Origin of the sequence: Micromonospora sp. DT31, assembly GCF_049841795.1 — a bacterium.
Taxonomy (GTDB): Bacteria; Actinomycetota; Actinomycetes; order Mycobacteriales; family Micromonosporaceae; genus Micromonospora.
Window position 1 is genome coordinate 44,348 of sequence record NZ_JBNCKZ010000011.1, and the last position, 13,410, is coordinate 57,757.

General features: G+C 74.7%; 17 protein-coding genes. 16 read left to right on the forward strand and 1 reads right to left on the reverse strand.

The window, feature by feature from the left end; translation table 11 throughout:
- Positions 1-55: 55 nt before the first annotated feature.
- From lspA to ACLQ2X_RS19155, 5 genes are all read left to right on the forward strand, one after another.
- A complete protein-coding gene (gene lspA, locus ACLQ2X_RS19135) occupies positions 56-658 on the forward strand; it encodes a signal peptidase II (RefSeq protein WP_425682408.1) in 603 nt (200 codons plus the stop codon).
- Positions 655-1,599: an RluA family pseudouridine synthase gene (locus tag ACLQ2X_RS19140; RefSeq protein WP_425682409.1), complete on the forward strand. Its 945-nt coding sequence runs from the start codon at positions 655-657 to the stop codon at positions 1,597-1,599. Before lspA ends, ACLQ2X_RS19140 begins: the two co-directional genes overlap by 4 nt.
- Positions 1,600-1,601: 2 nt before the next feature.
- On the forward strand, positions 1,602-2,456 hold the full coding sequence (locus tag ACLQ2X_RS19145) for a hypothetical protein (protein WP_425682410.1): 855 nt from the start codon (positions 1,602-1,604) through the stop codon (positions 2,454-2,456).
- Positions 2,457-2,596: 140 nt separating this feature from the next.
- Positions 2,597-4,267 carry an ATPase gene (locus ACLQ2X_RS19150; RefSeq protein ID WP_425682411.1) on the forward strand — a complete coding sequence of 557 codons (1,671 nt, stop codon included), beginning with the start codon at positions 2,597-2,599 and terminating at the stop codon, positions 4,265-4,267.
- A 26-nt stretch (positions 4,268-4,293) separates the two neighbouring features.
- Positions 4,294-5,154, forward strand: a complete 861-nt coding sequence (locus ACLQ2X_RS19155; protein WP_425682412.1) for a DUF2567 domain-containing protein — start codon at positions 4,294-4,296, stop codon at positions 5,152-5,154.
- Here ACLQ2X_RS19155 and ACLQ2X_RS19160 read toward each other — a convergent pair.
- The gene (locus ACLQ2X_RS19160; protein WP_425682413.1) at positions 5,120-5,821 is read right to left on the reverse strand and encodes an LON peptidase substrate-binding domain-containing protein; all 702 of its coding nucleotides are present in this window, start codon (positions 5,819-5,821) and stop codon (positions 5,120-5,122) included. The two genes, ACLQ2X_RS19155 and ACLQ2X_RS19160, sit on opposite strands and share 35 nt — an antisense overlap.
- A 107-nt stretch (positions 5,822-5,928) precedes the next feature.
- On the opposite strand from ACLQ2X_RS19160, the gene hisD reads away from it, so the two are divergent.
- The 11 genes from hisD (at position 5,929) to ACLQ2X_RS19215 (ending at position 13,395) form a co-directional block, all read left to right on the forward strand.
- The gene (gene hisD / locus ACLQ2X_RS19165; RefSeq protein ID WP_425682414.1) at positions 5,929-7,254 is read left to right on the forward strand and encodes a histidinol dehydrogenase; all 1,326 of its coding nucleotides are present in this window, start codon (positions 5,929-5,931) and stop codon (positions 7,252-7,254) included.
- Entirely contained in the window at positions 7,251-8,324 is a 1,074-nt protein-coding gene (locus ACLQ2X_RS19170) for a histidinol-phosphate transaminase (protein ID WP_425682415.1), read from the forward strand. The genes hisD and ACLQ2X_RS19170 overlap by 4 nt, the downstream gene beginning before the upstream one ends.
- Positions 8,321-8,932 (forward strand): imidazoleglycerol-phosphate dehydratase HisB, encoded by a 612-nt coding sequence (hisB, locus tag ACLQ2X_RS19175; protein ID WP_425682416.1) that lies wholly within the window; start codon positions 8,321-8,323, stop codon positions 8,930-8,932. Before ACLQ2X_RS19170 ends, hisB begins: the two co-directional genes overlap by 4 nt.
- 118 nt (positions 8,933-9,050) lie before the next feature.
- On the forward strand, positions 9,051-9,218 hold the full coding sequence (locus ACLQ2X_RS19180; protein WP_425682417.1) for a hypothetical protein: 168 nt from the start codon (positions 9,051-9,053) through the stop codon (positions 9,216-9,218).
- Positions 9,218-9,841 carry an imidazole glycerol phosphate synthase subunit HisH gene (gene hisH, locus ACLQ2X_RS19185; RefSeq protein WP_425682418.1) on the forward strand — a complete coding sequence of 208 codons (624 nt, stop codon included), beginning with the start codon at positions 9,218-9,220 and terminating at the stop codon, positions 9,839-9,841. The genes ACLQ2X_RS19180 and hisH overlap by 1 nt, the downstream gene beginning before the upstream one ends.
- 31 nt (positions 9,842-9,872) lie before the next feature.
- Complete coding sequence (locus tag ACLQ2X_RS19190; RefSeq protein ID WP_425682419.1) at positions 9,873-10,193, forward strand: hypothetical protein; 321 nt, start codon at positions 9,873-9,875, stop codon at positions 10,191-10,193.
- Between the two features lie 19 nt (positions 10,194-10,212).
- Entirely contained in the window at positions 10,213-10,941 is a 729-nt protein-coding gene (gene priA / locus ACLQ2X_RS19195; protein ID WP_425682420.1) for a bifunctional 1-(5-phosphoribosyl)-5-((5-phosphoribosylamino)methylideneamino)imidazole-4-carboxamide isomerase/phosphoribosylanthranilate isomerase PriA, read from the forward strand.
- Positions 10,938-11,363, forward strand: a complete 426-nt coding sequence (locus ACLQ2X_RS19200) for a Rid family hydrolase (protein WP_425682421.1) — start codon at positions 10,938-10,940, stop codon at positions 11,361-11,363. Before priA ends, ACLQ2X_RS19200 begins: the two co-directional genes overlap by 4 nt.
- 169 nt (positions 11,364-11,532) lie before the next feature.
- Positions 11,533-11,979 carry a MarR family winged helix-turn-helix transcriptional regulator gene (locus tag ACLQ2X_RS19205; protein ID WP_425682422.1) on the forward strand — a complete coding sequence of 149 codons (447 nt, stop codon included), beginning with the start codon at positions 11,533-11,535 and terminating at the stop codon, positions 11,977-11,979.
- A gap of 1 nt (position 11,980) precedes the next feature.
- On the forward strand, positions 11,981-12,406 hold the full coding sequence (locus ACLQ2X_RS19210; RefSeq protein WP_425682423.1) for an organic hydroperoxide resistance protein: 426 nt from the start codon (positions 11,981-11,983) through the stop codon (positions 12,404-12,406).
- Positions 12,403-13,395: an NADP-dependent oxidoreductase gene (locus ACLQ2X_RS19215; protein ID WP_425682424.1), complete on the forward strand. Its 993-nt coding sequence runs from the start codon at positions 12,403-12,405 to the stop codon at positions 13,393-13,395. Before ACLQ2X_RS19210 ends, ACLQ2X_RS19215 begins: the two co-directional genes overlap by 4 nt.
- Positions 13,396-13,410: the final 15 nt, after the last annotated feature.

A 13,410-nucleotide genomic window follows, 5' to 3' on the forward strand; every position in this document is an offset into this window, starting at 1 on the left:
AGCGGCCGTACGGCAGACGGTGATCGCCACCGTCGCGAGCGTCGATGGGGAGCAGATGACCGCAGCACCACCCGCCGGGACCGGCGCCACCGAGTCGGGCACCGGTGTGCCCCGCCGCACCGCGGTCGGCCTGCTGGTCGGGGTGTCCCTGGTCTCGTTCCTGGCCGACCTCGGCACGAAGCAGCTCGCGCTCGCCGAGCTGACCGGCCGGGAGCCGGTGTCGCTGCTCGGCGGCGCCGTCTACCTCACCCTCACCCGCAACAGCGGTGCGGCCTGGAGCATCGGCTCCGACCACACCTGGGTCTTCTCGATCATCACGTTCGCGGTGATCGGCTGGATCGCCTGGATGGCGCTGCGGCTGCGGTCGCTGCCCTGGGCGGTGTCGCTGGGCCTGGTGCTGGGCGGGGCGTTCGGCAACCTCACCGACCGGATCTTCCGCGCGCCCGGGCACTTCGTCGGCCACGTGGTCGACATGATCAGCCTCTTCGACCCGTACGGCAAGGTCTGGCCGGTGTTCAACCTGGCCGACAGCTCGCTGGTCTGCGGTGTGGTGCTGGCGGTGTTCCTGGAGTTGACCGGCCGCCAGCGCGACGGCTCCCGGGCCGGCGCCGAGTCCTCCGCCGAGGACGCCCCGGCCGAGCAGCGGGAGCGCGCGTGAGCGCCGTGTCCGCCGCCGGCGGCGACCACCGTTCCCTGCCCGTCCCGGACGGCCTCGACAGCATGCGCCTGGACCAGGCCCTGGCCCGGCTGTTCGGCCTGTCCCGCACCGCCGCGGCCGGTCTGGTCGATGCCGGGGACGCGCTCGTCGACGGCGTGGCCCGGCCGAATTCGTACAAGGTCAAGGCGGGTTCCTGGCTGGAGGTCACGCTGCCCGCGCCGGCCGCCCCGCCGACGGTGATCCCGCAGACCGTGCCGGGTCTGACCGTCGTGTACGCCGACGACGACATCGTGGTGGTCGACAAGCCGGTCGGCGTGGCCGCGCACCCGAGCCCCGGCTGGACCGGCCCCACCGTGATCGCCGGACTGGCCGGCGTCGGCCACCGGATCTCCACCAGCGGCGCGGCCGAGCGGCAGGGCGTCGTGCACCGGCTCGACGTGGGCACCACGGGCGTGATGGTGGTGGCCAAGAGCGAGCGGGCGTACACCGCGCTGAAGTGGGCGTTCAAGCAGCGCGAGGTGGAGAAGCGCTACCACGCCGTGGTGCAGGGCCACCCGGACCCGCTGCGCGGCACCATCGACGCCCCGATCGACAGGCATCCGCACCACGACTACCGCTGGGCGGTGGTCTCCGGCGGCAAGCCGAGCATCACCCACTACGACACGCTGGAGGCGTTCCCCTCCGCCAGCCTGCTCGACGTGCGCCTGGAGACCGGGCGTACGCACCAGATCCGGGTGCACTTCTCCACGCTGCGGCACCCCTGCGTGGGTGACCTGACCTACGGCGCGGACCCGACGCTGTCGGCCCGCCTCGGCCTGTCCCGGCAGTGGCTGCACGCGCGTTCGTTGAGCTTCACCCACCCGGGCACCGGCGAGGAGGTCACGTTCGTCAGCGAGTACCCGGACGACCTGACCCGGGCGCTGGAGATCCTGCGCGACTGACCATGAGCGACGAGCCCGCGCCGCCGCGCCGGTCCCGTGCGGCGACGCTGACCTGGCTGGCCGTGGCCTGCGCGGCGGTGCTGCTGGTGGTCGCCGTCGGGCAGCGCCGGGACCGGCCGGTGGGCGACCGCACGGTCGGCGAGGTGACCCGGGTCGGGGTGGCCGCCGGCGCCAGCATCCCGGCGTACCTGCGTGCCGCCGGGCACGAGTTGGCCCGCCTCGACGCCCCGGACGCGTACGCGCTGGTCTCGTTCGCCGCCTACCTGGCACCGGCCGACGCGGCTGCCGCCCTGGGTGGCGCGCCGGTGTCGGCGGTGGTGGCCCGGGTGCCGCTGCCGGACCGGCAGACCGAGATCGTGCGGATCGCCGCGTTGCGCCTGCCCGACGACGTGCTGGCCGGCATGGTCGAGGTGGCCGGTCGCAAGGACCGGGAGGCCGCCGACCAGCGCGCCCGCGCCGCCGCCCCGGCGGCCACCGCCGACCCCGAGCTGCGCCGGGTGTACGACACCGGCGCGGACGTGGCCGCCCGCGAGGCGGCCGCCTACCGGGCGGGGTGCGCCTGCGTGTACGCCGCCGTGGTCCGGGCCGACCCGCTGGCCCTGCGGGCGCTCGCCATCCGGCCCGGTGTCCGGGCGGTCGACCCGGCGCCGGAGGTGGTCCGCCTGGACCGGACCGTGTTCCTGCCGCCCCTGCCCGAGCAGCGGGACACCTCTCGTCCGCCGGCCGACACCGGAGTCGCCCCGGCGGGCGGAATGAGCGATTCGTCGGAAGCCGCACGGCCGGTGAGCGGACCCTCACCGACCGCCCGACCGCAGGTGGCCCGATCGGGGTCACCCAATCCCGCCTCGACCTCCTGAGACATCCGGCCGCCCGGTGATCCGAGGCGACGCCACGGCGAGGAGGTCACCGGGCGGTGTGCGGAGCGGGGAGTGGTCCGAATAGGGTTTCGTTCGTAGCCTGTCAGGCGGAGATCGATGGGCTGGGGAGGGGCGAGTCCTTGGACGGCAGCGAGACCGGTTGGGGTCGGCAGGGTGAGCCGGCACCGCGGTGGCGCGCGCTGCTCGACCGGGCCCGACTCGGCGGCCGCGGGGCGGAGCACGCCGACGCGGACCGGCATGCCGAGGAACCGCCGCCGCCGCCTCCTGATTCGCTGCCCCGCCGCGCCTCCGGCACCGGCTGGACCGGCCGCGCCGCCCCCGTCGGCCGTGCCCCCGACGGGTCGTACGGCGCCGAACCCGCCTACCGCGCCGAGGCCACGTTCCGGGTGGACCCGGCCTTCCGCCTCGACCCCCGGCACGACACCGGCCCCCGATACGACGGCGAACCGCCCTACCGGGCCGAACCGGCCTACCGGCCGGCCGAACCGGAGCAGCCCTGGCGCGCCGGTCAGCCGTACCCGCCGGAGTCGTCCTGGCGGGCCGAGCCGTCCCACGCCCCCGCGCCGCTGCCGGAGCAGTCCTGGCCCGCCGTCCCGGAGCCGTCCCACGCCCCGCCGCTGGAGCCGTCCTGGCCGGCTGTCCAGGAACCGTCCTGGACGGCGGCCGACCCCGAGCCGTGGACTGCGGCAGACCCCGAGCCTTCTTGGACGGCGGCCGACCCGGAGCCGTCCTGGAGACTCGGTCCGGAGGTACGCGGGCGGGCCGAGGCGCCGGTCGAACCGCGACGCCCCGGTCACGGCGACGGCCACCAGCCGCCGACGTCGGCCGAGTCCCGCTACGCGCTGCTCGACCGGGGTCGCTACCGGCCGGACCCGCCGGCCGTTCCGGAACCGGTGGTGCCGGCGCCCCGGCGGCCCGTGGAGAACCGACCCGGCCGGATCGAGTCCGCCCGGGCGCAGTGGCGCGTCCCCGGGCCGGACGCCGAGGTGGAACGGGCCACCGGTGTGCTCCGTCGCGAGTTGGGCACCCCGCGGGTGCTGGCCTTCGCCAACCCCAAGGGCGGGGTGCACAAGACCACCGCCACGGTTCTCGCCGCGGCCACCGTGGGCAGCGTGCGCGGACGCGGCGTGCTGGCCTGGGACGACAACGAGCTGCGGGGCACGCTGGGCCTGCGCGCCGGCAGCGCACGGCACGCCCGGACCATCCGCCACCTGATCCACGACCTGGCGCAGATCGAGATCCTTGAGGGCAACACGCTGCTGTCGCACCTCGACGACTACCTGCGCCACGCCGCCGACGGCTCGTACGACGTGCTGGCCGGCGAGGAGAGCCCGCGTTTCGCCCAGCGCCTCGACCAGTTCACCGTGAAGCGGGTGTTGGAACTGCTGCGCCGCACCCACGAGGTGGTCTGCGTGGACACCGGCAACAACGTGGAGAGCCCGAACTGGCGCACCGTCATGCAGGCCGCGGACCAGCTCGTGGTGACCACCGTGCCGCGGGAGGACGCCGCGTTCAGCGCGGACTGGATGCTCGACCTGCTGCACGAGGAGGGCATGGGTGAGCTGGCGGACGGCGCGGTCACGCTGATCTCCTGCCCCACGCCGGGACGTACCTCCCTGCAGGACGACCTGGAGCGGCACTTCGCCACCCGCACCCGGGCGGTCGCCGTGGTGCCCTACGACCCGGCGCTGGAGACCGGCTCCTCGATCGAATACCACCAGCTCCAGGCCGAGACCCGCACCGCCTGGCTCAAGGCGGCCGCGGTGATGCTCGAACCGTTCGCGCGTTGACCGGCCGGGCCTGAGAGGATCGACGGGTGAGTCCGGAAACCCCTGATCCCGAGCGGGCCGCCGACGCCGACGCCCGGCCCCCGTACGCCCCGCCGCCCGCCGGGCCGGCCGGCTTTCCGGCACCCACCGGCGACCCGACCGCCGGCCCCGGCATCGGGCCGTACCCGCCACACCCGGGGCCGTACCCCGCACCTCCGGGGCCCTACCCCGCACACCCGGGGCCGTACCCGCCACACCCGGGCGGGGTGGCCTGGGCACCCGCCGTGCCACGGGCGCCCCGCCGTCCCGGACAGGCGTTCGGGCGCTTTCTCGGCGTGGCGGCCCTGCTCACCCTGCTCGGCGTGCCGCTGGGCCTGCTGTGGGCGTGGCTGGCGCCGGAGACGCCGGTGCGGCAGACCGCGAACGGCGCGGTCTACACGACGCCGCAGCCGGAGCAGCCGATCGCCGCGGACGGCTGGTTCAGCCTGCTGACGTTCGCCTTCGGGGTGCTCGCCGCGGTCGCCCTGTGGGTGCTGCTGCGTCGCTGGCGCGGCCCGACGGTGCTGCTCGGCGGCGCGCTGGGCGCCCTCGGCGCGGCGGTGGTGGCCTGGCAGGTCGGCCGCCGCATCGGGCTGTCCACGTTCCAACGCCTGCTGGAGACCGCACCGCCTGGGGCCGCCTTCACCAAGCCGGTCGACCTGCGCGCCGGCGGCGTCGACTGGTACGGCCTGCTGCCCGTGCCGCACGGCAGCCTGCTGCTCGCCGCGTTCGGCACCGCCGTCACGTACACGCTGCTCGCCGGCTGGTCGCGGTGGCCGTCGCTGCGACCCGAGCCGGTGTCCGACGGCGGCTGGCCGCCACCCCCGCCGGACATCAGTTCGGCGCCGGCGGACCAGCCAGTTCGCTGAGCGGCACCGGCACCGCCCGCACCTGGCGCAGCAGCGTCGTCTCCCGGTGGAGCAGGCGCAGCTCGGCGCGGAGCCGACCGGCCGTGTCGTCGACGGCGAGCAGCCGCTGCCGGTCGGCGACGGTGAGCGCGGCGGTCGCCGCGACCAGGTGCGACAGCACGGTCGGATCCTCCGGGAGCTGCTCGGAGATCTCCTGCTGGTCCGGCCGGATCAGGCTGAGATATTGCCGGAACACCGAGATCACCCGCGCCGCCAGCACGCCCGCCACCTCGTCCGGGCCGTCCGGCTCGGGCAGCCACTGCACCTCGGCGGTCAGGTAGGGCTCCGTGGCGTCGTCGACCGCGCCGACCCGGAACCGCCGCCGCCCCACCGTGACGATGTCGAACCCGCCGTCGGTCAGCTCGGTGACCTGCCGCAGCTCGGCGGTGCAGCCCACCTCGTGCAGCGTGACGTCGCCGCCGCCCGGCCCGGTGCGCCCCGGCCCGGCCGCGGCGACCTCCCAGCCGGCTCGGATGGCCACCACCCCGAACTCCCGGGGCGCGCCCTCGGGCAGCGCGACCAGATGACGCACGAGCGCCTTGTAGCGCTCCTCGAAGATGTGCAGCGGAAGGACCAGCCCGGGGAAGAGGACGGTCCCGAGCGGAAACACCGGCAGCCGTGCGCTCACGTGATCGAGCGTATCCCCATCCCGCCCGCCCGGCGTGTCCCGGCTCACCGTCCCGGCGTACGGGCGGCCCCGGCCGGCCGCGCCGGGGGCGGCCTAGACTCGCACGTGTGCTGAATCGGATCGACCTGCGCGGCGGGGCACGCGACCCGCGCCGCCTGCTGCCCCGTGCCCAGCTCGACGTCTCCGTGGCGGTCGAGCGGATCCGCCCGCTCGTGGAGGCGGTCCGGGAGCATGGGTACCCGGCGATCCGGGAGGCCAGCGAGCGGTTCGACGGCGTCTCGCCGGAGCGGCTGCGGGTGCCGGTGGAGGCGATCCGGGCCGCCGAGGGTGACCTGGACCCGCAGGTCCGCGCCGCGTTGCTGGAATCGATCAGCCGGGCCCGCAGGGTCCATGACGACCAGCGGCGCACCGACCACACCACGCAGGTGGTGCCCGGCGGCACGGTGACCGAGCGGTGGCTGCCGGTCGACCGGGTCGGTCTGTACGTCCCCGGCGGCCTGGCGATGTACCCGTCGACGGTGGTGATGAACGTCGTACCGGCCCAGGCGGCCGGGGTGCGGTCGCTTGTGGTGGCCAGCCCGCCGCAGAAGGACAACGGCGGCCTGCCCGACGGGCGGGTCCTCGCCGCCTGCGCGCTGCTCGGCGTCGACGAGGTGTACGCCGTGGGCGGCGCCCAGGCGGTGGCCATGCTCGCCCACGGCGCGACTGTCGACCCGGCCGGCGACGAGCGCTGCGAGCCGGTCGACATGATCACCGGCCCGGGCAACATCTGGGTCACCGCCGCCAAGCGGCTGCTGCGCGGCGTGGTCGGCATCGACGCCGAGGCCGGGCCGACCGAGATCGCGATCCTGGCCGACGACACCGCCGACCCGGCGCACGTCGCCGCCGACCTGATCAGCCAGGCCGAGCACGACCCGCTGGCCGCCAGCGTGCTGGTCACCCCGTCCACCCGGCTGGCCGACGCGGTCGACGCGGAACTGACCCGGCAGGTGCCCGCCGCCAAGCACGCCGAGCGGATCGGCGCCGCGCTGGGCGGCGAGCAGAGCGGCGTGGTCCTGGTCGACGACCTGGAGGCCGGGCTGCGGGTGGTCGACGCATACGCGGCCGAGCACCTGGAGATCCAGACCGAGAACGCCCGCGAGTGGGCGCTGCGGGTGCGCAACGCCGGCGCGGTGTTCGTCGGCGCCTGGTCGCCGGTGTCGCTCGGCGACTACTGCGCCGGCTCCAACCACGTGCTGCCCACCGGCGGCTGCGCCCGGCACTCCTCCGGCCTGTCCGTGCAGTCCTTCCTGCGCGGCGTCCACCTGGTCGAGTACACCCGGGACGCGCTGCGCGAGGTGGCTCCGCACGTGGTCACGCTGGCGACCGTGGAGGACCTGCCGGCGCACGGCCAGGCGGTGAGCGTCCGGTTCGCCGAGGGCGGCGCGCCGTGACCACGCTCGACGACCTGCCGATCCGCGACGACCTGCGCGGGCGCTCCCCGTACGGCGCGCCGCAGCTCGACGTGCCGGTCCGGCTGAACACCAACGAGAACTCCTACCCGGTGCCCGAACCGGTGGTCGAGGCGATCGGCAAGGCGTTGGCGGCCGAGCTGCGTGACCTCAACCGCTACCCGGACCGGGACGCGGTGGCGCTGCGCGCCGACCTGGCCGCCTACCTCGGCCACGGCCTCACCGTCGACCACGTGTGGGCGGCCAACGGCTCCAACGAGATCCAGCAGCAGGTGCTCCAGGCGTTCGGTGGTCCCGGGCGCACCGCGCTGGGCTTCACCCCGGCGTACTCGATGCATCCGCTGCTGGCGCTCGGCACCGGCACCCGGTGGGTTCCGGCGGCCCGGGGCGTCGACTTCGGGCTGACCGCCGCCGACGCGGTGGCCCAGGTCCGCGAGCACCGGCCGGACGTGGTGTTCCTCTGCTCGCCGAACAACCCGACCGGCACCGCGCTGGACCCGGCGGCGGTCGCCGCGGTGCTTGACGAGGCGCCCGGCATGGTGGTCGTGGACGAGGCGTACGCCGAGTTCGCCCGCCCCGGCACGGTCAGCGCGTTGGCCGTGCTGCCCGGTCACCCGCGGCTGGTGGTGACCCGGACCATGAGCAAGGCGTTCGGGTTCGCCGGGGGCCGGTTGGGTTACCTGGCGGCCGACCCGGCGGTGGTGGCCGCGGTGCAGCTGGTCCGGCTGCCCTACCACCTGTCCGCGCTCACCCAGGCCGCGGCCCGGGCGGCGCTGGCGCACCGGGACGCGCTGCTGGGCACCGTGACGGCCATCATGGCCCAGCGGGACCGGATCGTGGCCGAGCTGCGTGCCCGGGGTCACCGGGTGGCCGACAGCGACGCCAACTTCGTCCTGTTCGCCGTCGACGGGGACCAGGCGGTGGCCTGGCGTACCCTGCTCGATGCCGGCGTGCTGGTCCGCGACGTGGGCCTGCCCGGCTGGTTGCGGGTCACCGCCGGCACCCCGACCGAGACCGACGCCTTCCTGGCCGCGATGGAGAAGTTGTCATGAACCGCACCGCCCGGATCGAGCGGGTCACCAACGAGACCAAGGTGCTCGTCGAGATCGACCTCGACGGCACCGGCAAGGCCGACATCGAGACCGGCGTCGGCTTCTACGACCACATGCTGAACCAGATCGCCCGGCACGGCGGTTTCGACCTGACCGTGCACACCGTCGGTGACCTGGAGATCGACGCGCACCACACGATGGAGGACACCGCGCTCGCGCTGGGCGCGGCGTTCGACCGGGCGCTCGGCGACAAGGCGGGCATCCGGCGGTACGGCTCGGCCACCGTCCCGATGGACGAGGTGCTGGTCCGGGCCGCGGTCGACCTGTCCGGCCGGCCGTACGTGGTGCACGACGAGCCGGCGCTGGCCCCGTACATCGGCCCGGTCTACCCGACCAGCATGACCCGGCACATCTGGGAGTCGTTCGGCCAGTCGGCCCGGGTCACGCTGCACGTGGACGTGCTGCGGGCAGCCCGTCCGGGCGGGCACCCGGACGCCCACCACGTGGTCGAGGCCCAGTTCAAGGCCGTCTCCCGGGCGCTGCGCGAGGCCACCGCACTGGACCCGCGCAACGCGGGTGTGGTGCCGTCCACGAAGGGCGCACTCTGATGAGCGCGAGGAACGCAGCGCAGCGGAGTCCCGCAGTCGCGAATGACAAGGTGGCTGTGATGAGCGCGAGGAACGCAGCGCAGCGGAGTCCCGCAGCCGCGAATGAGGGGCGGCTCTGATGAAGGTGCTGCCGACGCTGTTGCTGATCCTGGCCGGGCTGCTGGTCGGTGGGACGTGGTCGCTGCTCAAGCAGGGCGCCCCGCGGGTCGCCGTGGTGGTCACCGGCCTGCTGGCGGTGCTGGCCACCGCCGCGGGTGTGCTCTGGCTGCTGCCGGGGGAGGGGTGATGGCTCCCCGGGTGGTGGTGCTCGACTACGGCTCGGGCAACCTGCGGTCGGCCGAGCGCGCCGTGGAACGGGCCGGTGCCGATGTGACGGTCACCGACGACCTGTCCGCCGCGGCGGCGGCCGACGGGCTGGTGGTGCCGGGCGTCGGCGCGTTCGCCGCGTGCATGGCCGGGATCGAGGCGTTGGGCGCCGGGCCGGTCATCGCCGACCGGGTCGCCGCCGGGCGTCCGGTGCTCGGCATCTGCGTCGGCATGCAGATCCTCTTCGGGTACGGCGAGGAGCACGGCGTGGTGACCAAAGGGCTGGGGCTGCTGCCGGGCGGGGTGACGCGGCTGCCCGCGCGACGGCTGCCGCACATGGGGTGGAACACCGTGCGGCCCCCGACCGGTTCGGCGTTGTTCGCCGGGCTGCCGGCGGATGTCCGGTTCTACTTCGTCCACTCCTACGGGGTGACCGACCCGGCCGCGCTGGCCGAGGGCGGGGCGGCGGTGACGACCGCGCACCACGGCGTCGACTTCGTCGCGGCGGTGGAGCGGGGCGCGCTGTCGGCCGCCCAGTTCCACCCGGAGAAGTCGGCAGACGCGGGTGCGGTGCTGCTGCGCAACTGGCTCGGCACGCTGTGACCGGACCGGTCCCGCTCACGCGGGCTGCCGCGTGAGCAAGGAGCGGGCGCGCCGCCGGGCGGCGCGCGAGGTCGAGCAGGAGCGGGCCCGCGCCGACCGCGCCCGCCGGGTGGCGCGCCGGGATCGGCGCCGGGCCTGGGTACGCCGGCTGACGCCGTCGCCGCGGCGCGGGCGTACCGGGCGGCTGCGCCGGCACACCCGGCGTGAGCAGGCGACGATCGTGGTGCTCACCGCCGTCGCGGTGGTGGCGATCTGGAATCTGGTCGACGACGTCGCGTTGCGGTTGGCGTTGGTGGCGTTGTTGTTGCTGGTGTTGCCCGCGATCGTGGTGATCGCGTTGGACCGTCGTTGAGGATCCGAGGAGAGATGCGTTGAGCCTCACCCTGTTGCCCGCCGTGGACGTCGCCGACGGCCAGGCCGTCCGGCTCGTGCAGGGCGCCGCCGGCAGCGAGACCGCGTACGGCGATCCGTTGGAGGCGGCCCTGGCCTGGCAGTCCGACGGCGCGGAGTGGATCCATCTGGTGGACCTGGACGCCGCGTTCGGCCGGGGTTCCAACGCGGCCCTGCTCGCCCAGGTGGTCGGCAAGCTCGACGTGCAGGTGGAGTTGTCCGGCGGTATCCGCGACGACGAGTCGCTGCGGGCGGCGCTGGGCACCGGGGCGGCCCGGGTGAACATCGGCACCGCCGCCCTGGAGGACCCGCAGTGGTGTGACCGGGTCTGCGGCGAGTACGGCGACCGGGTGGCGATCGGGTTGGACGTGCGCGGTCGTACCCTGTCGGCGCGCGGCTGGACCCGCGACGGCGGTGACCTGTACGAGGTGCTGGCGCGGCTGGACCGGGCCGGCGCGGCGCGGTACGTGGTCACCGACATCACCAAGGACGGCACCATGCGCGGGCCGAACCTGGACCTGCTGCGTGAGGTGTGCGACCGCACCGACGCCCCGGTGATCGCGTCCGGCGGGGTGTCCACCTTGGACGACCTGCGCGCCTTGTCCACCCTGGAGCCGGTGGGGGTGGAGGGTGTGATCGCGGGCAAGGCGCTCTACGCGGGGGCGTTCACCGTGGCCGAGGCGCTCGCCACGTTGCGGGCCGGCGCGTGACGGCCGATCCGGCCGCGGCGCCGGTGGGCGCGGAGGTGGTCACCCGGCTGGGCTCCGGTGGCCCGTGGGAGGCGCTCTACGGCTACTCGCGGGTGGTCCGGGCCGGTTCGCTGGCGATCACCGCCGGCTGCACCTCCACCGTGGACGGGGTGGTGGTGCACGTGGGGGACGCGGCGGCGCAGACCGCGCAGGCGATCCGGATCGGCCTGGCCGCGCTGGCCGAGGTGGGTGCCGGGCCGGGTGACGTGGTGCGGACCCGGATGTACGTGACGGACCGGCTCTACGCCGACGAGGTGGGCCGGGCGCACAACGCGGTGTTCGGGCCGGTACGCCCGGTGGCGACGATGGTGGTGGTGGCCGGTCTGCTCGACCCGGAGCACCTGGTGGAGGTCGAGTTGGAGGCCTATCTCCCGGCCGGCTGACCGGCCCTCCCGGGAGGGCCGGCCCGCGCGCCGTGCCTGGTGGGTCACCAGGTTCCGGACTGACCGGCCCACCCGCCGGAACGTGCCGGGCCGTCCCGGACGACCGACGCCGCGGCGGTCCGCGCGCCGATAAGTTGTGCACAACTTGATTGTGCATTACGGTAAAGGAGTGACCGATGATCTGGTGCTGCGCCGGCAGGTGTGCTTCGCCCTCTACGCGGCGTCGCGCGCCCTCACCGACGTCTACCGGCCCATCCTCGACGAGCACGGACTGACCTACCCGCAGTACCTGGTGCTGCTGGTGCTCTGGGAGCGTGACGACGACGCCCCCACGGTCTCCGAGCTCGGCGCACAGCTCCGGCTCGACTCCGGCACGCTCTCCCCGCTGCTCAAGCGGCTGGAGGCGGCCGGTCTGGTGGTGCGTACCCGCTCGGCGGCAGATGAGCGCCGGGTCGAGGTGGGCCTCACCGACCGGGGCCGGTCGCTGCGGGAGCGGATGGGGCAGGTGCCACGACAGGTGGCCACGGCCACCGGCCTCACCGAGGCCGAGCTGGTCTTCCTGCACGGCATTCTCACCCGGGTCACCGAGACGATCCACCGACAGAAGGAGCAGTGACATGCAGGTGCTCTACACCGCAGCCGCCCGCGCCACAGGCGAAGGCCGCGACGGCCACGTCCGCACCTCCGACGGCACCGTCGAGCTGGACCTCGCCGTACCCAAGGAGATGGGCGGCGCCGGCGGCGCGGCCAACCCGGAGCAGCTCTTCGCGGCCGGCTACGCGGCCTGCTTCCACTCCGCGCTGCGCGTGGTCGCGCGGCAGGCCAAGGCGGACGTCTCCGGCTCGGTCGTCGAGGCTGAGGTCGGCATCGGCCCGAACGGCAGCGGCGGGTACGGCCTGGCCGTGACCCTGGTGGTGGATCTGCCCGCGGTCGAGCGCGCCGCCGCCGAGCAGCTCGTCGACGCGGCCCACCAGGTCTGCCCCTACTCCAACGCCACCCGGGGCAACGTCGAGGTGACCCGCACCGTCCGCGAGGCCCGGTGAACCGGGAGATCCACCTGGCGTCGCGCCCCACGGGGTGGCCGACCGCGGAGAACTTCCGGCTGGTCACCACCGAGGTGCCGACGCCGGGCCCGGGACAACTCGTGGTCCGCAACCGGCTCATGTCCGTCGACCCGTACATGCGTGGGCGGATGAACGACGCCAAGTCGTACGTGCCGCCGTTCGCCCTCGACGCACCGCTGGACGGCGGCGCGATCGGTGAGGTGGTGGCCGGCGAGGCACCTGGTGTCGCACCCGGCGACCTCGTCCTGCACGGCCTCGGCTGGCGCGAGTACGCGCTGGTCGAGGCCCGGGCGGCACGTCGGGTCGACCCGGATCTCGCCCCGCTCGGCGCCTGGCTGGGCGTGCTGGGGATGACCGGGCTGACCGCGTACGCCGGGCTGCTCGACGTGGCTGCCATGAAGCCGGGCGAGACCGTCTTCGTCTCCGGCGCGGCAGGCGCGGTGGGCAGCGTGGTGGGCCAGATCGCGAAGCTGCGCGGCGCCGGGCGGGTGATCGGCAGCGCCGGCTCCCGGGCCAAGGTCGAGCGGCTCGCGGCGCTCGGCTTCGACGCCGCCTTCGACTACCACGACGGGCCGGTCTACAAGCAGCTCAAGGCCGCTGCCCCGGACGGCGTCGACGTGTACTTCGACAACGTCGGCGGCGATCACCTGGAGGCGGCGATCGGCGCGATGAACCTGCACGGGCGGGCGGCAGTCTGCGGCATGATCGCGCAGTACAACGCGACCGAGCCGCCGGCTGCGCCGCGCAACCTGGCGCTGGTCATCGGCAAGCGTCTGACCCTGCGTGGCTTCCTGGTCGGTGACCACGGTCACCTGCGCGAGCAGTTCGTCCAGGAGATGGCCGGTTGGCTGCGCGAGGGGCAACTGTCCTACGACGAGACGGTGGTCGACGGCATCGAGCAGGCCCCCGAGGCGTTCCTCGGCCTGCTGCGCGGGGAGAACCTGGGCAAGATGCTGGTCCGGCTCTGATCCTCGTCCGGCTCT

Bases quoted from the DNA above. Each gene is read 5' to 3' on its own strand.
- lspA (WP_425682408.1), top strand. From the start codon at position 56: ATGACCGCAGCACCACCCGCCGGGACCGGCGCCACCGAGTCGGGCACC.
- ACLQ2X_RS19145 (WP_425682410.1), top strand. From the start codon at position 1,602: ATGAGCGACGAGCCCGCGCCGCCGCGCCGGTCCCGTGCGGCGACGCTG.
- hisB (WP_425682416.1), top strand. From the start codon at position 8,321: ATGAACCGCACCGCCCGGATCGAGCGGGTCACCAACGAGACCAAGGTG.
- ACLQ2X_RS19180 (WP_425682417.1), top strand. From the start codon at position 9,051: ATGAAGGTGCTGCCGACGCTGTTGCTGATCCTGGCCGGGCTGCTGGTC.
- hisH (WP_425682418.1), top strand. From the start codon at position 9,218: ATGGCTCCCCGGGTGGTGGTGCTCGACTACGGCTCGGGCAACCTGCGG.
- ACLQ2X_RS19210 (WP_425682423.1), top strand. From the start codon at position 11,981: ATGCAGGTGCTCTACACCGCAGCCGCCCGCGCCACAGGCGAAGGCCGC.